The 19,480-nt window shown below is 56.5% G+C and carries 14 protein-coding genes and 2 pseudogenes; 7 read left to right on the forward strand and 9 right to left on the reverse strand.

Features of this window, described 5'->3' with window-relative positions:
- Positions 1 to 333: 333 nt before the first annotated feature.
- Positions 334 to 805, forward strand: a pseudogene (locus AB8B29_RS21895) (transposase); the annotation flags it as partial.
- Positions 806 to 833: 28 nt separating this feature from the next.
- Here the strand turns inward: AB8B29_RS21895 and AB8B29_RS21900 are convergent.
- On the reverse strand, positions 834 to 1,130 hold the full coding sequence (locus tag AB8B29_RS21900; RefSeq protein WP_092573558.1) for a hypothetical protein: 297 nt from the start codon (positions 1,128 to 1,130) through the stop codon (positions 834 to 836).
- 443 nt (positions 1,131 to 1,573) lie between these two features.
- Here AB8B29_RS21900 and AB8B29_RS21905 point away from each other — a divergent pair, with 443 nt between their 5' ends.
- Positions 1,574 to 2,584 (forward strand): FecR family protein, encoded by a 1,011-nt coding sequence (locus AB8B29_RS21905; protein WP_092573557.1) that lies wholly within the window; start codon positions 1,574 to 1,576, stop codon positions 2,582 to 2,584.
- A gap of 35 nt (positions 2,585 to 2,619) precedes the next feature.
- On the opposite strand, the gene AB8B29_RS21910 is transcribed toward AB8B29_RS21905, so the two are convergent.
- Positions 2,620 to 4,791 carry a CHASE2 domain-containing protein gene (locus tag AB8B29_RS21910; RefSeq protein ID WP_174157170.1) on the reverse strand — a complete coding sequence of 724 codons (2,172 nt, stop codon included), beginning with the start codon at positions 4,789 to 4,791 and terminating at the stop codon, positions 2,620 to 2,622.
- Between the two features lie 608 nt (positions 4,792 to 5,399).
- Here AB8B29_RS21910 and AB8B29_RS21915 point away from each other — a divergent pair.
- Positions 5,400 to 5,591: pseudogene (locus tag AB8B29_RS21915) on the forward strand (VIT1/CCC1 transporter family protein); the annotation flags it as partial.
- 90 nt (positions 5,592 to 5,681) lie between these two features.
- Positions 5,682 to 6,451 (forward strand): IS5 family transposase gene (locus AB8B29_RS21920; protein ID WP_236772135.1). Its coding sequence is split into 2 segments (ribosomal slippage): positions 5,682 to 5,996 and positions 5,999 to 6,451, totalling 768 coding nucleotides; the frame shifts between segments, so codons are not numbered across the junction.
- A 154-nt stretch (positions 6,452 to 6,605) separates the two neighbouring features.
- On the opposite strand, the gene AB8B29_RS21925 is transcribed toward AB8B29_RS21920, so the two are convergent.
- From AB8B29_RS21925 to AB8B29_RS21950, 6 genes are all read right to left on the reverse strand, one after another.
- On the reverse strand, positions 6,606 to 7,820 hold the full coding sequence (locus tag AB8B29_RS21925) for an IS701 family transposase (RefSeq protein ID WP_439006094.1): 1,215 nt from the start codon (positions 7,818 to 7,820) through the stop codon (positions 6,606 to 6,608).
- Between the two features lie 111 nt (positions 7,821 to 7,931).
- Positions 7,932 to 9,428, reverse strand: a complete 1,497-nt coding sequence (locus tag AB8B29_RS21930) for an ArnT family glycosyltransferase (protein ID WP_162693767.1) — start codon at positions 9,426 to 9,428, stop codon at positions 7,932 to 7,934.
- On the reverse strand, positions 9,418 to 10,641 hold the full coding sequence (locus AB8B29_RS21935) for a glycosyltransferase family 2 protein (RefSeq protein ID WP_244655261.1): 1,224 nt from the start codon (positions 10,639 to 10,641) through the stop codon (positions 9,418 to 9,420). The genes AB8B29_RS21930 and AB8B29_RS21935 overlap by 11 nt, the downstream gene beginning before the upstream one ends.
- A 201-nt stretch (positions 10,642 to 10,842) precedes the next feature.
- Complete coding sequence (locus AB8B29_RS21940) at positions 10,843 to 12,204, reverse strand: O-antigen ligase family protein (protein WP_112442696.1); 1,362 nt, start codon at positions 12,202 to 12,204, stop codon at positions 10,843 to 10,845.
- 255 nt (positions 12,205 to 12,459) lie between these two features.
- Positions 12,460 to 13,767 carry an ATP-binding protein gene (locus AB8B29_RS21945; protein ID WP_112442698.1) on the reverse strand — a complete coding sequence of 436 codons (1,308 nt, stop codon included), beginning with the start codon at positions 13,765 to 13,767 and terminating at the stop codon, positions 12,460 to 12,462.
- Positions 13,768 to 13,769: 2 nt separating this feature from the next.
- On the reverse strand, positions 13,770 to 14,447 hold the full coding sequence (locus tag AB8B29_RS21950) for a response regulator transcription factor (protein WP_037200454.1): 678 nt from the start codon (positions 14,445 to 14,447) through the stop codon (positions 13,770 to 13,772).
- Between the two features lie 148 nt (positions 14,448 to 14,595).
- Between AB8B29_RS21950 and AB8B29_RS21955 the strand changes: the two genes are divergently transcribed.
- The 3 genes from AB8B29_RS21955 to AB8B29_RS21965 all read left to right on the forward strand — a co-directional run bounded on the left by AB8B29_RS21955 (position 14,596) and on the right by AB8B29_RS21965 (position 16,893).
- A complete protein-coding gene (locus AB8B29_RS21955; RefSeq protein WP_047640988.1) occupies positions 14,596 to 14,829 on the forward strand; it encodes a hypothetical protein in 234 nt (77 codons plus the stop codon).
- A 358-nt stretch (positions 14,830 to 15,187) separates the two neighbouring features.
- Positions 15,188 to 16,051, forward strand: coding sequence for a glycosyltransferase family 25 protein (locus tag AB8B29_RS21960; RefSeq protein ID WP_064745837.1), 864 nt, complete (start codon positions 15,188 to 15,190; stop codon positions 16,049 to 16,051).
- A complete protein-coding gene (locus tag AB8B29_RS21965) occupies positions 16,051 to 16,893 on the forward strand; it encodes a glycosyltransferase family 25 protein (RefSeq protein ID WP_112442700.1) in 843 nt (280 codons plus the stop codon). The genes AB8B29_RS21960 and AB8B29_RS21965 overlap by 1 nt, the downstream gene beginning before the upstream one ends.
- Before the next feature lie 609 nt (positions 16,894 to 17,502).
- On the opposite strand, the gene AB8B29_RS21970 is transcribed toward AB8B29_RS21965, so the two are convergent.
- Entirely contained in the window at positions 17,503 to 19,134 is a 1,632-nt protein-coding gene (locus tag AB8B29_RS21970; RefSeq protein ID WP_113108547.1) for a hypothetical protein, read from the reverse strand.
- Between the last annotated feature and the right edge of the window lie 346 nt (positions 19,135 to 19,480).

Raw genomic sequence — 19,480 nt, forward strand, 5'->3', positions numbered from 1 at the left:
CCCTCCCAACAAACTTAACTAACGACCAAAGATCACAGGAAAAAAGACTTGATAGTCTTCACCTATATGTATCCGTGGCGGGAAATTATTGTCTCAATTTCCGATTATAATTTACTAATATTTAAGGAATGTGTCGTTATCCGGGAATTCTAAAAGTTTGCAATCTGTCCATTTATTCGTCTGGATCTGATTTAATTTAGATAGCCGATTGAACCGCATCAGTGCAATTTTATTGCAATTTTCGATGGTTAAAATGATAGAGCATATTGAATTTATTATATAATTAAGAATAATTCGAATTTTTTACTATGAAATAGATCAATATTATTCCGTGACGTTTCTCAAGTTGAGCCACTACTCGATCAGATTGGCAATCCGATCGGACAATTTACTGTTCGACGGTGCCTATGACGGAAAACCGGCATACGACGCAGTTATCGATGATAGCGGGGCGGCGGCCATCGTCATTCCGCCTCGCGCCAACGTGGTCAACCAATCGACGACGGACGTGTCGGACAAAGGGACCGGCATATCCCGGCATATCGCTGCTATCAGCAGAGGCGGCCAGATGAAATGGCAGGGTTCCCGCGGCTACGGAAAGCGTTGGCTGCCCGAGACGGCGATAGGGCGATACAAGTCCGTCATCGGTTGCCGTCTGCGGGCACGGTCGCTGACTGGTGAGCAGACCGAAATCGCCATCGGCTGCGCCGCCCTCAACCGAATGCTTGACTGCGCGCGCCCGAAATCCGTCCGTCGTAGGGTCGATTGCATAATCAGCCGTTTCAAAGGTCGCCATTCCCCTTAAGGCCCGATCCGTGCACCAGCGGCCGAGACTAGGCAAATACCGCGACGAGAACGGACAGCCAGATCAAGACGACTCCCAGCGCCAACGCTCGCCTGGCGGCTACGACCTTCTCCTCGCCCTCTTCGGCAACAGGGGTCGTGACAATCCAAGGCACCGAGCCAAGCGCTGCAAATCCGATGAGCGCCAAAATCACGACGACATAGTCGAAGCTGCGCCAGTGCCCGGGCTCATACACACCCCAGTAGCCAAGGAACGCCATCCCTACCGCGAACATGGTGGCGGAGGCGGAGCAAAGTCCCGTAACAGAACCTGACGGCGCGCGCATCTCGTATCCTTTCCGTGCCGGTCAATCCATGAGACGATTTCCATGACGGCGCAAATCGCTTTCGCAAATCGGTCCCTCATGAACTCTCGCTTGATACATCTGCTTCAACGAAGAAAGGCCTATAGGGCGCTGGGAGCATATGGATCATTGAAGAAAGTGTCATCAGTGGTACATCGGAATTTTGATGCCCTGTTCTGACAAAACGCTAAGTACAGGTCTCCTCAGGCGGGCGTTGCTGAAGAATTTTGGCATGTCACGCCATCGGATAGGGTGTGTAGACCGTTCGTCGAGAAGATTCAGTGAGAATACCAGCGGTGAAATACACGCGATTTTTGGCCAAAGCCGATCTGGCAATAACTCAGTCTACGCCCTTTATACTCAGAAAGGATGATGAGCATTCCAGAATTGCCTATGCTAAAACATAGATAAGCCTGGAGGGTGGGATGTTGTATCTGCGCCACGCCGCGACCGTTGTGCTGAGCGTCATGCTGCTCGCACCGTTGTCTTCGAAAGCCGCCGAGAAGGTCGGCCAGGCTGTGCTGATTAATACCGAAGTTACGGGCGCAGGCGGTCCGCTGGCGGTCGACGACCCCGTCCACCGGGACGAGCAAATTCGTACCTCCCTTTCGGGCCTTGGACAGTTCACATTTCGAGACGGCACGAGACTGGCTGTCGGAGCGGGTTCGTCGGTTATCATCGACAAATTCGTTTTCGATGACTCGGGCTCAGTCAAAAAGCTTACGATAAATGCCGCAAAGGGCACTTTCCGCTGGATGAGCGGACATTCAAACTCTTCAGCCTATCAAATCGTGACGCCCGCCGGAACGATCGGGGTGCGCGGGACGGTATTTGATTTTTATGTCGGGGCTAACGGCACGACGGCGGTCGTTCTTCTGAATGGCGCCGCGCAGTTTTGCGGCGCGGGTGGCTGCAGGCAGTTGAAGCAGCAATGCGACTGCGTTGTCGCTAAACGCAATGGTCAGATAAGCGATCCCCGCCGGGTCAACCGCGACATTCTCAAGACGCTCGGCAACCAGCGAGCTTTGCCGTTTCTGTCCGGGGATCAACAACTTTCGGGACGAATGGGTTTTGGCGGCAACTGCGGTCTGTCGACGGCGATGAAAGATCGGCCCAACGGCGTATCTCCACGCAGCGTTCCGGCAAACAATCCTGCTCCGGCACAGCCCGATACACCCAGCGTATCCCACACGCCGGAATCGCCAGGCACCGAGGCGCCTGCTGCTCCGCAGGAAACTCCCAGCACGCCGAATGTTCCAAATCCGCCAAGCACGCCCGACAAACCGCAAAAGCACGACGATGACGGCGATCATCATCACGATCATCATCATGGCAGAGGCGACCACGGATGGGGTGATCACAATCCGGGCGACCGAGACAGCGATGGCCATGACGGCGATCATGGCGATCACGACGGCGGGCACCACCGTCGGTAGCACAGGCGGAATTGCGGACGACGGCTGCAAATCAGCTAAATATCGGCCGCCTTGTCTGCGGGCTCGTCGACGAAGTGTCCGGCACGGCGCGAAATCTGGCCGTAAAACTCCTGCAACAGTCCTGTCGTCACGACCTGCGCCTTGAGTTTTGCGGCGCCGACAAGTTTGCGGCTGCTCGTCGACCGTGTTCGCAGGGCAGCGACAAGTCGCCTGTGCATGGCCTCAAGTTCGACGAAATCAGCAGATTTTGCCAGGCGCGCATCACCGACCACCGCAAAAAGTTTGGTTCGCATACTCTTACCCTTCAGCATCAACGCTCCCGCCTCGAGCAGGGCGCAATCGGGCAGCAGGCGTGCTGTCGGTTCGGATACCAGAATGTCGAAATTGATGTCCTTGCAGGTAGATTCGATACGCGCGGCAATATTCACGGCATCGCCGACCGCGGTGTAGTTGAAGCGTGTCTCGGCGCCCATATTGCCGACGCATGCAAGCCCCGTATGTATGCCGATCCCTATTCCGACCTGCCGCGCGTCTCCGAAACCGAATGCATCGCTGTTGTTGAGGCGGGCGAGCGTTTCCCGCATGCCCAGGGCTGCACGTACGGCCTTGCCGGCATGGTCGGAGACATCGACGGGAGCGTTCCAGAAGGCCATGATCGAGTCTCCGATGAATTTGTCGAGCGTGCCTTCGTTGACGATGACATGGTGGCTCAGCGCATCGAGCAGCGTGTTCAGAAACGCGACGACGGCGCTCGGTGTCATCTCCTCGCTGATCTGGGTGAAGTTTCGCACATCGACGAACATGACGGTCAGCTCGCGCTCGTCTCCTCCAAGGCGCAGGGCATTGCGCGTATGCTCGATGCGATGGAGCAGCGATGGTGAGAGATAGTGGCCAAAAGCTCGCCGCACGTCGCGCCGTTCCCGATCGATCACGAGAAAGCGGAATCCCGTCGCAGCGAAATGCGTGATCGATCCGGCGACGATCGGTGCCAGCGGGTCGAAGAGAAGCCCCCCATAAAGAAAGGCAAGCCAGGAGGCCACAAGGGCGAAAGAGGTAATCAGCAGGCCGCACGCAAGTGCGACGGCCGGATTGACGAAGGTGGTGAGGATCACCAGAAGGCCGCCCAACACGGCGATGGACAGGATTTCCATCCCGTCTGCCCAATCCGGCCGGGAAAGGAAGCGGCCTGAAAGGATCTGCTCGACGATCTGCGCATGGATGGAGACACCCGGCACGTTTTCACCAAGGGCCGTCGTGCGGACATCCTGGAGCCCGGAAGCAGAGGTTCCGACGAAAACGATACTGCCTTCGATAGCGGTTCTGATATCGGCGGAGGCGTCTCCGGTCGCGAGTACCTTGCTTGCCGAAATATACCGTTTTGTGGTGTCGGGGCTGACATAGAGCCACAGCTCTCCCGCCGCCGTTACCGGCACCACGAAATCCCCGATCTTGACCCGGGTCAATGTATTCGGCCTGTCCGGCGCGGCGTCGAGTACGTAGGTGGAGGCTCCCTGTGCGACACGGAGCGCTTCGAGCGCTAGATTGGGGTAGAGCTGCTTGCCGTCGCTGAGGAAAAGCGGAACTGCGCGCACCACTGCTGATGATGCACCCGGATTGAGGCTGATATGACCGAGGCCGGCGGCATTGGCTTCCAATTGCGGCTGCAGCGGCGTCGCGGCCTTGATTGCGGGCGGCGCACCGAATGGACTTTCGCCGGTATAGGCAAAGCCTGCCTTCACCGATGGCAGATAGTTTCCCTGGTTGGAGAGGCCGAAACCCAGCACCATCGGCCTTCCCGACAGCGATCGGGAAAAAATCTCATCATTATCCGGTAGCTTGCCCAGCAGTGAGGGATCAATGCCGGTGACATCGCGAACGACATTGCGAGGCGACAGGCGGTCGGGCTCGGCGAAGAGGATATCGAAAGCGATAGCCGACGCGCCCATATCGGAAAGCCTGTCCACAAGGGCGGCAATCCGGTTTCTCGGCCAAGGCCATTGACCGAACTCGCGCAGTGACGCTTCGTCTATGTCGATGACCCGGACAGGCTGGTTCTCAAAAGTTCGGGGCACCAGGCGCTGATACTGGTCAAATGTCAAATCGCGGGCGAGCCTTAGCAACGGAGGATCGCTTGCCCGCAGGATCGTCAATGCTGTGACGAAGGCCAGGCCGATAACGACGCCAATTTGCTGCGCACGCGTCACCATTATGGTGTCAGCCCCTTTGCCCTGCACCCCTCGGCATAAGTAGCGATTAGAAGAAATACGAAAATCTATTGATCTGCTGCTGCGCCAAGGAAGAATATGCTGCCTTGTTCCAGGGAACGATGCAATGATCAAAGTATCGAAGGGCATCGTAAAGTTATCAGGTCGGCGATTGATCTGCGCGAATCTTTTAGCATGACACAAGCCGCGGGTGATCCACTTTATCGCTACCATCGGTTTCCGACTGATCGCACCAGACTATGTGTCTCTGAGCGGAGAAATCCCCGCCGGCACTTTGCCGGAGAAATCCGCATGCGATCCGCCGGTCGGTTTGGCGACAAGTGGCACATTGATAGGGCCATCATCTGCCCCGGATGGGAAGAGAGTGCAGCTCGTCTCATCGATGTTCTGCTCGCCGAACTATCCCGCAGGACGGCCGAGGACAGCTCAGCTGTCGGAACGGTCCCGTTGGTCGAAAAAGCTTGTTGCCGTGTGCCGGCCAATGCGTTTCAGTAGGACGGGGGTAACGTGACGCAAGGCCGTAACGGCGGTGCGGTAGTAAACGCCGGTGAGCTGCGGCGGCAGCCGCGTAAAGGACGTCGAATGGATAGCTTGCCCCGAAGGATATACTCGTTCCCGCCGTGTTCGGTGTGTCGCTTGTCGTTCTCGCGCTGTTGGGCGCCATTGGCGCTGGGGCTGGAGGCGCCCAGATAGTAAAACCCACAGTCCGCGTCGCTTTCTGGGGTGCTATCGCGATGGCCGTTACCGCGGGTGTCGGTGCGCTGATAGGCAACTCCGTGTAACGCCGCTATTGAACTAGGTCACATACCCATAAAATAGTTTTTGTTTTTAATGGATTGTGATTCACTGCTTCCGTTGATTTGGAGGCAGTGATGGCTCGCTTTGATTTGACGGATTTCGAATGGTCGGTGATTGAACCGCTTCTTCCAACGAAGGTACGCGGCAAGGCGAGGGTTGATGATCGGCGGGTGCTGAATGGTATCTTCTGGCGACTGAGAACGGGTGCGCCCTGGGCGGATATCCCGGCTCGATATGGTCCCTATACCACCTGCGTAAATCGCTTCAACCGGTGGCGCCATGCTGGGCACTGGGAGCGTATTCTCAACGCAATATCAGAAGCTTACGATGGCGACATCCAGATGATCGACAGCTCGTCAATCCGCGTACATCAACATGCTGCCAACGGCCAAAAAAAGAAGAGCGATCCGGTTGCATGGGTCGCTCGCGTGGCGGACTGACAACCAAAATCCATGCACTTGTCGATGCTGATGGCCGTCCAATCTTGCTGAAGCTGACGCCAGGCCAAGCGCATGATGGACGTTCGGCTGCCGATATGTTCGAGACTGTTCGGGCCGGAAATATCCTTCTGGCTGATCGTGCCTACGACAGCGACGCGTTGCGCCAAAACCTCAAAACCCGTGGCGCATGGGGATGTATTCGCCCTATGCCAAACAGGGTCAATATTCCCGTCTTCAGCCCATGGCTCTACAAACAGCGCAACGCGGTCGAGCGGTTCTTCAACAAACTCAAACACTTCAGAGCAGTCGCAACCCGATACGACAAACGCGACGACAACTTCCTCGCATCCGTCCAGCTAGCCTCAATTCGAATTTGGCTCCGATCTTATGAGTCGGTCACCTAGCATTACAGTTGCATTTTTGCTTTCAAATGCGCTCGTCGAGCGGCAGCCTGATGGGCGCGCCTCCAGCATGACCACGCGATGACGTAGGCGGGCTTTATGCGACGCTGGGCAAGCCTTGTGGCGATGCGCCGGACTTCCTGGATAGACCAGCGGATTAAATCCTGATGGGCGGCATCCGCGGTCTTTTTTGGGGCGTCACGTCATTGGCGCGATACCGGATCACCGCCATCATGGCGAAGGCGAGCATGACCAGGGAGACGTGGCGATGCCAGCCATGCCATGACCGGGTTTCGTTGTGATCGAGTCCGAGCTCGTTCTTGGCGGTCTCGAAGCTATCTTCGATGGCCCAGCGATGGCCTTCAACGGAAACGAGCGTCTGGATGCCCGTTCCGGCCGGGCACCATGTGGTGAAGAATGCGAGATCGCCGTCGCTGATATTGCGCCGGATCAGGAGGCCACGGGTCCAAAGGCCCGTTTCCGTCTCGTTATATTCGTCGGCATGGAGATCGGCGAGTTCGCAGTAGGCCCAGTCATGAAGCCGCGCGCCTTTGGTGCCATCACCGGCGGAAAGACGCTGCCATGCTTTTGGATCGAGGTCACGGGCGATCTCCTGAGCTGTGCCGGCGACCGGAGGCTTGCCCGACCAGGAGCCGAAATGGTGGTCCGATTTAACCCCAAGAACGTAGCCTTTGCAGGCTCCGCGCAGGGTCCCTTCAACGTCCCCGACGCCATAGACCGCATCTGCAGCCACCCATGAAAACGGCACATCGGCTGCCAGCGCACGCCGTATCATATCGACAGCCAGGCCTGGCTTGGTAGCGAAGGCTATAGCCTCAGGAACATGGGTGGCTGCAAGCCTTGCCGGATCACCGGTCCAGCTCTTGGGCAAGTACAGGGCTCGATCGATAAAGGCATGACCGCGAACGGACACATAGGCGGCGAACACACCGATCTGGCAGTTCGCTATCTTGCCTGCCGAACCTGTATATTGACGCGAAACACCGCACGATGTCTTGCCCTGCTTGAGGAAGCCCGTCTCATCGATGACCAGGACCGCATCATCGGCGGCGAGGTTTTCCACAACATACTCTCGCACGATGTCGCGAAGTCCATCCGCGTCCCAGCGTCCGCGACCCAAAATGGCTTGCTGCCGCCACGGACCGGGATCCCCGGCCGCCTCAGCGCGCATCCAACCTGTCTTTCGCCGCTCGTCACCCAGCAAGCCGTCCAGGAAAAGGTTCGCGGATGCTGCAACTCGCTCCTGCGTAAACAGTCGCCGCATACGAGCCTTGACGTCACGCAGCGACGATGCCCAAAGTTCCAGCGTCGTCTCGATTGATGCACCCATCATCCATGACCTCCGAATCATGGAGACCCATAGATTCAGAGTTTATAGAAATATGCAACTGTAATGCTAGAGCATTTCCAGGAAAAGTGCGAAGCGGTTTTCCGTCTGGAATGCGTAAAGAAACAAAGCGCTCTAAGGCTTTCTATCGCAACCGTCCGACGGCATGCCTTCTGGAGCGCCCTGAACTTTCAGAACCAAATAGTCCTGAATGACACGATTGCCGGCCTGACGCGTCAGGGTGCCCAATTGCGTGGATGCGTCAAAGCAACTTGCGTAGCGCTCGACTTGGCCTGCGTTGGCCGATATCACCAGCAACGCAGGTTTGTTGATCAAGGATTGATCAGGAGTTTCAAAGAAGAACCGCTGCCGATCGACGATCTGCATGACGGGACGACCGTCCCTGAGCTCGAAGGCCAGCTCCCCCGTCAACCCGTAATCGGTTGTTGCTATCCATTCTGTGCCAGAATTCTTGCGCATCGTCTCCAACCGTGCAGAAAATTCCTGCCAGCCCAAAAGGGTGTCTGCCGGACTATGCAGCGGGAAGGTCTTTCCCCACGGCGTTGCGAAGTAGAGCAGCAATAGCGACGAGAGCCCGATACCCACCGGAGAAACCCAGTATGACAGTCGTCTCAGATGCTTGCGACCAGTAACTCGGGCTCCCGCAACTGCGGCGAGGATTGCGATGGCGGGGTATGCCGGGGCCGGCCAGTTTGCATGCACGCGGTCATGCAGCGCGTGGAATATCATGTAAACAACGAGCGGCCCATTGAGTAAAATCAGGAAGGTAACCGACTTGGATAGGTGCGATTTGGGAACTCGCAGCCACCGGTAGATCGCAAGCGTGGCAAAAATCGCGACCAGCGGATTGAGCAGGCCGAATTGGGCAACGATGAACTCGCCAAAGTATGAAAAGCCGGGATGCCGATCTGCTATGCGGCCGAACTGTTTGGCAAATGAGATCCAGCCGTGGCTCGCGTTCCAAATCAAGACGGGACTGAATGTCAGGAGCGCAACAACACCTCCCATTAGCGTCCATAGGCTGAACCGCCACCTGCGTGCCTTGGGATCCAACGCCAACCAAAGCAGAATTCCCGGAACCATAAAGAGATTTGTGTATTTTGCGACACATCCCAGGCCGACCAGCAAGCCGATCAAGAGCCACAGTCTTGGCAGCTCGACGCTGCGAAGCCGCGCGATGGCCCACAGCGTTAGCGCCCAGAACATAGTGGAGGGCGCATCCGGCGTTGCAAACATCGCCGCAAGGCTCATCAAAAGCATGGCGTTCAGCCATATGGCCGCAACGCCGGCAATCTTCGGGTCATCGAAGAGCTCGCGGGCAGTCCCGTAAACGGCAATCGAGGTTACAAAAACCGAACCGACCGCCAGCGCGCGAACACCCAGAAGGGTGTCTCCGAGCAGATGGGTCGAGATCCAAATCCACCAGGCAATCATCGGCGGATGGTCGTAATAGCCCGCAGAGGGCACGCGCGACCACAGCCAGTAGTAGGCCTCATCCGGAACAAGATCGAAGTGTGCCATCGCCCATAATCTGAAGACAGTTAGAGCGATGAGGATAGTTATGATCTTGGATAGCGGAGGCAGTTCCCGGAAGGTTTTCTTATCTTGCACGCCAGGTAATCGCCGAGCTTGTGACATAGTTCCATACGGCGCCGATGACAGCTCCCCCGATACCATCCAACCACCAATAGGGTTCCTGATCGTAGATGAGCGTCGATAGACCGACGCCGGCGAAAACCCCAAAACTGCAAAGCAAGGAGAACACTGCAAGGCCGGTTAGGTAGCGCCATCCACGTCGGCGTCTGTCTCGATACGTCAGCGCGTTGTTCAGCGTATAGTTGGACAGAACGGCGCTCATCATCGCGAATGTCTGCGCAACCGGAAAGGAGAGGTCGTCTAGCAGAAGGAGCCGTAGCACGGCCAGATGGACAGCCAAGCCGATTGATCCCACGATGCAGAACATCAGAAAACGTGGCGTTATGAGATCACCAGTTAGCTTTGCGACGATCAATCCAAGGTATTCCATGACGATCATTGCATCGAGCTTGCTCTCGCCATGCAGTCGCGGACGGAAGTCGTAATTCACTTCCGCGATGGTCGGGGGGGAGGGTGAAGACGTCAGGATATCCAGCAATATCTTGAAGCCGTGTAGCGAGAGCCTTGGTGCTGCAGCTTCGACAATCCCACGCTTGACCATGAAAAAGCCACTCATCGGATCGCTGGTGGGTGTCGGGAGCAGTCTTTGTGCAATTCCGGTTGCCAATATGCTTCCGGGCTGGCGCAATCTGGTGAAGCCGTCAACATGCTGGGGTGGCTCGCCATATCGCGTTGCAACGACCAGATCTGCCGATGTGGTGCTTATCATGCGAAACATCTTGGGCAAGCAGGTTTCGTCGTGTTGGAGATCGGCATCCATAACGGCGACAATGGGAGCGGAACTGGAAAGAATCCCTTCCAGGCATGCACCCGCCAGACCACGCCGGTTGACGCGTCTTATTCCCCGCACGCGACGGTCCTGCAGCGATATCCTGCGAATGATATCAATGGTATGATCTGCGGAATCGTCGTCAACGAAAATGACCTCCCATTCAATCCCAACAAGCGTTTCATGAAGGCGCCCCACCAAGGGGCGGATATTGTCCACTTCGTTGAACGTCGGGATAATGATCGACAGAGCAGGCGGGCTTGCATCCTCCTGCGCGTCTTTACGGACCGGCGGATCCTGGCTGAAGGGGGCATGCATCGTTTCTGGTTGTGACGAATTCATCCGCCTCGACCATTGTTCGCTTAGAGCAGGACACATGTCGTCGTTGAACCCGCTCAATGGCGTGCGCCTTGCAGACGGAACTGACTGGGTTGAAGCCAACCGGCTCCGGGCCGCCAAACAATGTGATGCATAAGGTTTCAAGCGCCCACGACTCTTTGTACTCGTGGAACTGACCATGAAAACCTTGACTTACGACAGGCTTATAGAACAGCGGCGAAAGCGAGGTTTGATTTTGTCGGAAAGGTGGCTCTGCGCCCTTCAAGCGATAGGGACTACCTCTCCGGATGCGCCCAAAGGCGCGGTGCCCCCGTATGTTCGAATTTTTAACCGACATGCCAATGCAAAGGCGGCAGTCAAAATCGACAGGCTTTCCCCGCTGGCGAGCCGGTTATTCGAGTTGCTGAGGATGGTGAAGCTGAAAAAAAGGATGATCAGAAAGTAGGCATGCATCGCATGATTGGGGATAATCCTCAGGCTGGCCGCGCGCCGGACGTTAAAGCAAAAGCACGCCAGCATGACGCCTAAGAACGCCGCTCCGAAGAGCCCATATCGAATGAGGATTTCAAGATAGCCGTTGTGCATGAACGTATATCCCGCATTTGGATAATAGGTATGCGGCCAAAGCTCCAGCCACTCACTCCCCCAACCGAAGATGGGTGCGGTGGAAAACAATTCCCAAGCATTTGCCCAGAGCTGAAGGCGCTGGTTCATGCCAATCGGCGTGGCGCCGCTATCTATCGAATGAGAGACTGCGCTGCCGATCTGCTCGGTCGAGCCGGCGTCCTTGAGCATGGTGATAGTCGCGGCAATCGTCGGTCCGGCGGTGTGGACGACATTGTGCCTGACGATATACAAACCGCCGCCGAGCAACGCCACAAGGAGGAGCGCGACCGGGACCACCAACCGATGCTTGAAAGCACGCATAGCGATAAAACCGACTATGGGTAATACCGGAAGAAGCGAAAGCCAAACACCTTTCGATTTCGCCCCATATATCCCGAGAAGGCAGAGGGCGCAGATACAAGGAGACACGACGGAAGCATAGATCTTGATCGTGCGATTGCACGTATCCTCGGTAAGATAGTGTAGAAGCCAAAAGATGGCGCCAATGAGAATCACACCGCAGCAAACCGCTCCATGTATTTGATTATGCTGTATCAGGGGGATAACTGTCTCACCCTCAAGAATGGCGTTGAGGCGTAGGCTCAAGAGCAGAGCTATGAGTGCAATGCCAAAATAGACAGCAACAAGCCTTTCGAGGTGAGACCAGCACCGGAATAGTACGAACGCCAGCGGTGGAAACACCAAGGGCATGAAGAAAAGCACATCATGGTCGCCAACCGGGTGGTCGGCTTGAAGCGCGAACTGTAGAACATATCGCAAAAATGCGTAGGTTCCCCATGCTAGGCAGAGCCAACCCTGCCAATCTATCGATGGTCTTGGCTTGGATCTCGCATACAGAATAAGCGACAATATCAACAGCAGCGTGCCGGCGTAGCGATAAGCGTAGCTTTCGACCAGGGATGCTGACATGACAAAGAGCCAGAGCACATCTGCGGTATAGACCCATACTCTTGCAAAAGATGGGCTCGGACGGGAGGATTGGATGCGAACGTTCATGCTGCTACCTTGCAAATTCCCCTGCCGATCGGCGCTGCGTACGTTTCCGAACCATCATCATTCCGCTCGTTTAGTCAATTGAAGCTCGACCTTTGCTTTCGCGCAAATATACCAGGCGGCACTCCTCGTGAAGGTGGGCTTCGATAAGTTGCCGTGGCAACCGCCCAATTTGACGTTCATTGTCCCCGGCTTGGCATTGGACTTCGGCGATGCGAAAGCCGGGACGCTCCAATTCAATGGAGAAGGTATCGGCAACTAGAAGGCCATGGTTGCGACTGCTCCGCCAGACGGCAAGTTCGCCAGCACGATCCGTCCATCATGCGCGGCCATTGTCTCCCCGACAATGGAAAGACCGAGGCCTAAGCCATCTTCACGATCCGTCTTTCCCAACAGTCCGATCTCTTCACTTAGTCTTCCTTTCGTGAAGCCGGGACCTTGGTCGGCCACACTGATGCCGACGTTGAAGACTGTGATAGTGATCATTCCATTCTCAGGACTGTGATGCAGCGCGTTCTCGACCAGATTGCGAAGCGCTCGAAATATGAAGTCCTTGGCACCGCTGACGAGAACGGGTCCGTTCTCGATCTTCAGCTCGATGTTCCGGCCGGCTCCCACGATCATGGGCGCCAGATAGCGGGCCACGTCGGTGGCTACTCCTCCCAGATCCACGATGTCGGCAGCTTCATAATGGAGTGTCCGCACGCGTACCCGATCAACCAGTTGCGTTATGACGCGTTCGACGTCTTCGAAATCCCTCTCTACCGCGCGTGCGATCTGATCCTGTGACAAGGATAAACGGGTCTTGGCGATGGCGAGCGGCGTGCGCAGTTCATGGGCCAATTGCCCAGAGAAGCGTTCCAGAGAAAGAAATCCGCCTTGAAGCCGGTCGAGGGCAGCATTTACCGATTTGACCAACGCCAGAACGTCGTTGGGCATACCGCTCTCCGTTAGTCGTGTCGCAATGCTTGACGGGCCGATTTGTGCGGCCTCTTGTGCCGCTTTGCGCAATGGTCTTAGCGCAAAGCCCAGGACAGCGATGTTTGTCGCCAACAGCACCATCACGAACGGGATCCAGATCCAGGCAATATCGCGGACGAACTCTTCCAGGACACTGTCGAAGGTGACGTGCGTTTTAGGGAAGGCAACCTGTATGGCCCCTGCAGAGCCAGGCAACGCAATTGGAATGGATATGCCGAACAGCGTTTTCTGGTCGTCATGCGGTGGAAGTTCAAAATATTGTGCTCGATCACCAATATAAGGAATCAATGACTCCTGCAGGCCGGAAGAATCGATGATACGCCCGTCACGCCCCAAAACGGCATACTGACCGTGCAGCGCACGGATGCGCGCCTTGGCCGTCGTTGCACGGGAGCTCGAAAGTTTCGGGTCTACCGCCAGTTCCCGCCGCAGATCCTCTGCAAACGTTGAAAGCGTCTCCTCGCGGAATGTATCATTCGAGGCTTGAAAGCGGATGTACAGAAATACTACGCTTGCACCGATCGCGACGAAGGCAACAATCGACATTGCCAGGATCAACCGCTGCAGAAGTGTCAGACGCCACATCTTCAAGGACGCTTTTCCACAAGCATATAGCCGATGCCGCGCATGTTATGGATGTAGAGGACCGACCCAGCGCCTTGAAGCTTTTTGCGTAACCGATGCAGCAAAACCTCAATGGCGTTGGAGCTCAGTTCGTCGCCGAAGCCATAGATTGCCTCTTCGACCTCCGCCTTCGACAGCACATGATTGGGGCGCCGCAAAAAAAGATGCAGCGCGGCAAACTCGCGGCGGCTGAGGGCAAGCTGTGTCTTGCCGACGGAGGCGGAGTATTGGCTTGGATCGAAGGTAATGTCACCGTGCTGCAGGATGGTACCATGGCGGGGTTGGCCACGGCGCATAATCGCGCGCAGGCGAGAAATCAGCACTCCCATGACAAATGGCTTGCAAAGATAGTCGTCGGCGCCGCTGTCGAGCGCATCGATAATCGAGCTCGACGCATCGCGGGCGGTTAGAATCAGAAGCGGCGCCGACGGTGCCGTCCTTCGCAGCGGCTCGATCAGGGTCAGGCCATCGCGATCGGGCAGACCAAGGTCCAGTATGATGGAGTCGTAGTCGACCGTTGCGGCGGCCTCTTCGGCATCATGTGCGTTGGAGACGTGGTCGACGGTGAAGCCATAAGCGCGCATGGCATCATGGGTCACCGCGGCAAGTTTTGCATTGTCTTCGACCAATAATACACGCATGGCATGTCCTATCTATCTTGAAACCGTGAGAACGGAGCGCCGTAAGGCAACAATGGTCCGGCAATAGGCCTGCTGCCTTTGGGCTTCGAGACCATTCAAGCGGTCCGGACTCTTATTGACCGCTGCACGTGACTCGCGGACGTCTCGCATGGCGCGCCGGATCAGCAGCGGTTTTCGCCTTATGAGCCCGGCGAAGCATTCGAATCTCCGGTTCGTCACGCCATCCGGAGCGTTCGAGCCAGGCAACCTGCCGTTTGGGAAAGGGTCTGATTGTGGCGCGAGCGGCGCTTTAAAGTCCGCAGCGGGCGGCGATTGCGTAAACCGGCGGATCAAAGGCGATGTCGTGCCGGAAATCCCGGCGGGGACAATGTTCATCGATTGAATCATATGCCTGTGCGCTTTGTCTCAAAGAAGGTCGGCCGCTTTCCCGCAAGCTGCGTGCATGGAAATGACCTCGACAGCGCAACTCCTTCCTTCTGAGACGAAGCTTCGACCATCAGACCACGCGTTAACTTAGAGCGCGTTACTGTCACCAGCCTGAAATGCTTCGGTTGCAATGCTGCTGGAGAAATGGTGACACTTGGGGCCGCTCTCGTGGACAGGAATTATGGGATGGGGTTGGCCACCGGGTGAGGCCAGATTCCATCTTTTCGCCAGGATTTCGTAAGTGTCCCGTAAGTCGGGCTGAACATGGTCGCTTCCGATGCGGCGGTAATGCCGCTAGTTGGAGTGAATCTGGCATGATCGGTGCGAAGCTTGGGGAAGTGTCACTTAAGATATTTCTGATTAACCTCGATCGGGCAACCGATCGGCTGGTTGCGATGCAACAGAAGTTAGGGAGCATCGGCTTGCACTTCGAACGAGTGGCGGCGGTTGACGGCCGGGCCATCGAATTTCCGATACAGGGCTTCGACGAGTTTGCCTTTCGTTTCAAGCATGGCCGCAGGCGAAATCCTGCGGAGGTCGGCTGCTACTTGAGTCATATCGAATGTGCGAGACGTCTTCTTGCCTCGAACAGCAAGTTTGCTCTTATTCTGGAAGATGATCTCGAGTTTCCGGATGACTTCGTGGAGTTGCTGGATGCAGCGCTCGCACAGACCGAAAAATGGGATATTTTGCGCCTTTCCACGGTCAGCGACGGGCGAAAGTTCCGCTTCTCCCGGCTGACGGAAGGTAGAGATCTGGCGGTAGCATTAACCCGGGAGAAGGGTTCCGGTGCCTACATTATCAATCGTCGGGCTGCAGATTGGTTTGTCGACAGGCTCCTGCCGATGCAGCTGCCGTTCGACTTGGCGCTCGATCTTGAGTTCTTCGCCCAACTGAAATCGGCCTTCGTCGTTCCCATCCCGGTCAATCAGCAATTGGGCCTGCCTTCGCAGATCCAGGGACGGCGCCGAACCTATCACAGGTCACGAGGGCACTATTTGACGGTAATGCCCTATCGGATCTTTATCGAGACCATGCGGTTATCGGCACGGCTCGCTCGATTGCTTGGCCATCTCACGAGTGCGCGGATGGAAGCTTCACTGCCCGGGACAGAAAAGGTCGAGGCAGGGGGAGTGTCTCTTGTGAACAACCCGGCCAAGCAGGTTAGCGAGATGTGATGAAACTGGGGGTGTACGTCATCAATCTGGACAGGTCGGTCGATCGTTGGGCTGTCGTGCATTCCAAAGCCGGTGAATGCGGCATAGACGTCATCAGGGTGGCCGCCACGGATGGGCGCGAGCTGTCACAGAAGGATTTTCGGAACATTGATTGGAAAGGCTTTGCTCGGCACGGCGGGCGAGCGCTCCTCCCGGGCGAATATGGCTGCTACCGCAGCCATATCGGATGCATCTCCATTTTTCTCGAGAGCGATTTCGATGCGGCTCTGGTCATGGAGGACGACATCGACATCCCGGCCGATCTGGTGGAAAGGACGATCGCTATCCTTGAGGCTGTTCCAAATGCGGACGTCGTCAAACTCTTCAATCATCGAAGTAGCGGCTTTCTCGGTATCGCGACAAGCGTGTTTGGTGACGAGATGGGCCGTTGCCTGCATGGGCCGCAAGGTTCGGCCGCCTGTTACGTCATCACCAGCCGAGGCGCAGCCAAGGTTTTGCCGTTGCTGCGCACTATGAGCTTTCCCTTCGATGTCGCGCTGGAAAGAGGCTGGCACCACGGCGCGAATGTCTTGAGCGTCCGCCGCAACGTCGTGAGCTTGATGAACCACAGCCGCAACAGCCAGATCGGAAAAAGGGCGGACTACAACCGGGCCAAGTTCTTTGGTCTGAAGCGCTTGCCCACTCACCTTTTGCGGGCCGCCGAATATTGCCGTCGCGTTCGGTACGTGCTGGAGATTTTGGAGAGCCGATGGAGGCGGCCGTCTGCGGACAGTCATCGGCTTGACGCCCCGGCGCAATCCTCAGCGTTTGCCCGCAGTCAGCATCATCCCACGGATGCCTAGCGGCAAGCCGAGGCCCCTTCGAGACTGCGTCGGCTACTTTACGAAACTGTAAACTGTCGGACAGGAGTGGACGAGAATTGAACGTTAGCTCCGGCAAGGCCCGACACTAGAGCATTTCCAGGAAAAGTGCGAAGCGGTTTTCCGTCTGGAATGCGTAAAGAAACAAAACGCTCTAAAGGCCCCAGCAAATGCCAATCATTGCGCTCGCGGCCGGTATTTATACCGCAAATGCGGCGCAGGCTGCGAGCGTGGTGCTGGTTGCAGAGCTGATTGGCCGCCGATGGGTATACTGCTGTCTGGAAAGATCGAATTTGGTTGGTCCGATTGCAGATCCGATTTCGGGCCCTGCCCAAGCGGCTTATCCCTCCGGGCCTATTTTCGGCCCAGAGGGATAACAATTCCAGATAGTGCTCATGACGATTTCGGAGTCTTGTCGATGGGCAATCGCCTTCACGGAGGTCACGGCGGCGGATATCCGGCAGATCGTGCCATCGACGGCGATGTCAACTTGCTCCAATCAGCACGTCCGCGGGCTCATTGGAATGGTGGCAGCTCATTTTATCGACCGATCCTGCATAACCTTGATGAGCTGCTTAGATGACAAGCCCATCAGACCGCATGATACGCCGCGATGATTGCGCCAACCTGTCCCGAATCCAGCGCTTGCAACTGAGCAGTTGTGATCGCCAACAATTGATCACTCTTCAGGTTCGCGATATCCGTTGTCGACAACCCCGATAATGCCGTTCGATTGATGGCTGCGATATTGGCGGTCGACAATTCTGCAATATCTGCGGTCGTCAGGGCTGCGACCTGCGCCGAGCCAAAGGCTCTGACCTGTGCTGTGCCGAAAGCCCCAATCTGGCTGGAGCTCAAAGTGTCGATCTGGGCGGTGGTGAGCCCTGCCACGGACCTCGAGCTTAGGGCGGCGATCTGGCTGGTCGAGAGGGCTGCAATATTGTCGGTGGTCAGAGCCGCGACTTGCGCAGAGCCGAAAGCACCGATCTGGGCAGTGGTCAACGTAGTGACCTGAAGGGTGGTCAGCACTTTGACCTGGCTGGTCTTCAAGGCTGCGATTTGACCCGTCTTCAGGACGGCGACTTGGCCAGTAGAAAGTGCTGCGATGTTGGCCGCCGATAGTCCGGACATTGCTGCTGAAGTGATCGCTGCAATACTGGTGGTCGACAATTCTGCAATATCTGCAGTCGTCAGGGCCGCGATCTGCGCCGAGCCGAGGACTCCGACAAGTGCGGAGCCGAGAGCTTCAATCTGGCTGGAGCTCAAGGTGTCGATCTGGGCGGTGGTGAGCCCTGCCACGGACCTCGAGCTTAGGGCGGAGATCTGGCTGGTCGAGAGGGCTGCAATATTGTCGGTGGTCAGGACCGCGACTTGCGCAGAGCCGAAAGCACCGATCTGGGCAGTGGTCAAGCTAGTGACCTGGAGGGTGGTCAGCACTTTGACCTGGCTGGTTTTCAGGGCTGCGATCTGACCTGTCTTCAGGGCGGCGAACTGGCCAGTAGAAAGTGCGGCGACATTGGCCGCCGACAGTCCGGACATTGCTGTTGAAGTGATCGCTGCAATATCGGCGGTCGTCAATTCTGCAATATCGGCGGTGGTCAGGGCCGCGACCTGCACCGAGCTGAAAGCACCGATCTGGGCAGCGGTCAACGTGGTGATCTGGAGGGTGGTCAGCACTTTGACCTGGCTGGTCTTCAGGGCTGCGATCTGACCCGTCTTCAGGGCGGCGAGCTGGCCAGTAGAAAGCGCGGCGACATCGTCCGTCGACAGTCCGGACATTGCTGTTGGAGTGATCGCCGCAATATCGGCGGTCGATAATTCCGCGATATCGGCGGTCGACAAGGCCGCGACCTGCGCCGAGCCAAAGGCTCCAAATTGGGACGATGTCAAAGCCTCAATCTGTGAAGAATCCAAATCCTCGATTTGATTGGTGCTCAGGGCCGTGACTTGTGCCGTGCCAAGGCTCGCAATCCTGGTCGCGTCAAGAACGGCCAACTGGCTCAGACTGAGGCCCTTGATCCCGCTAACGGATATGGCACTGATCTGCCCGGTCGTCAGGATTGCGATATCATCGGTTCGCAAAGCAGCAATCTGAGCTGACGAAAGCGTCTTGACCTGCGTGGAGTTCAGCGCGACCACGTCATTGGTGGTCAGAGACGCGATTACCGTGGTGGAAAGAGATCTGATCTGGTTGGCGGTCAGAGAAGAAATGATTGAGGTCATCAGCGTGTGGGCTCCGCAATATTAACCGATTTCAAATGTCACCTCTCCGCAACCGATGGTGTGAAGGGAGCACGCGGGTCTTTTGGCAACTGCCGTGGATGTGCTTGCTCCTGAAGTTCGCGTAACTGTTATGATCAGAAGCCGCTTTTGGCATCGACCATTTGAGCGTCCCGTTAGACGGAAAGAGTGTTCCGGCGTCTAGGAATGCGAGTATCCCAAGAGTTGCAGCATCCGTTAATTTAAAATTTACCCTAGCGGGCTTCACGTTGATTCGCATTACATGGAGATTCTTTGGAGCGGAAATTTTAAAAGCCGCCAACATACCAACTGTGATGCCGCGCCGAGT

It is taken from the genome of Rhizobium sp. 11_C7_N12_5 (assembly GCF_051811145.1).
In the GTDB taxonomy this organism is placed as follows: Bacteria; Pseudomonadota; Alphaproteobacteria; order Rhizobiales; family Rhizobiaceae; genus Rhizobium; species Rhizobium lusitanum.

What these genes read in the sequence shown, in the direction of transcription:
- AB8B29_RS21900 (WP_092573558.1), bottom strand. Translation starts at nt 1,130, where the DNA reads ATGCGCGCGCCGTCAGGTTCTGTTACGGGACTTTGCTCCGCCTCCGCC.
- AB8B29_RS21905 (WP_092573557.1), top strand. Translation starts at nt 1,574, where the DNA reads ATGTTGTATCTGCGCCACGCCGCGACCGTTGTGCTGAGCGTCATGCTG.
- AB8B29_RS21910 (WP_174157170.1), bottom strand. Translation starts at nt 4,791, where the DNA reads ATGGTGACGCGTGCGCAGCAAATTGGCGTCGTTATCGGCCTGGCCTTC.
- AB8B29_RS21925 (WP_439006094.1), bottom strand. Translation starts at nt 7,820, where the DNA reads ATGATTCGGAGGTCATGGATGATGGGTGCATCAATCGAGACGACGCTG.
- AB8B29_RS21940 (WP_112442696.1), bottom strand. Translation starts at nt 12,204, where the DNA reads ATGAACGTTCGCATCCAATCCTCCCGTCCGAGCCCATCTTTTGCAAGA.
- AB8B29_RS21945 (WP_112442698.1), bottom strand. Translation starts at nt 13,767, where the DNA reads ATGTGGCGTCTGACACTTCTGCAGCGGTTGATCCTGGCAATGTCGATT.
- AB8B29_RS21950 (WP_037200454.1), bottom strand. Translation starts at nt 14,447, where the DNA reads ATGCGTGTATTATTGGTCGAAGACAATGCAAAACTTGCCGCGGTGACC.
- AB8B29_RS21955 (WP_047640988.1), top strand. Translation starts at nt 14,596, where the DNA reads ATGGCGCGCCGGATCAGCAGCGGTTTTCGCCTTATGAGCCCGGCGAAG.
- AB8B29_RS21960 (WP_064745837.1), top strand. Translation starts at nt 15,188, where the DNA reads ATGATCGGTGCGAAGCTTGGGGAAGTGTCACTTAAGATATTTCTGATT.
- AB8B29_RS21965 (WP_112442700.1), top strand. Translation starts at nt 16,051, where the DNA reads ATGAAACTGGGGGTGTACGTCATCAATCTGGACAGGTCGGTCGATCGT.
- AB8B29_RS21970 (WP_113108547.1), bottom strand. Translation starts at nt 19,134, where the DNA reads ATGACCTCAATCATTTCTTCTCTGACCGCCAACCAGATCAGATCTCTT.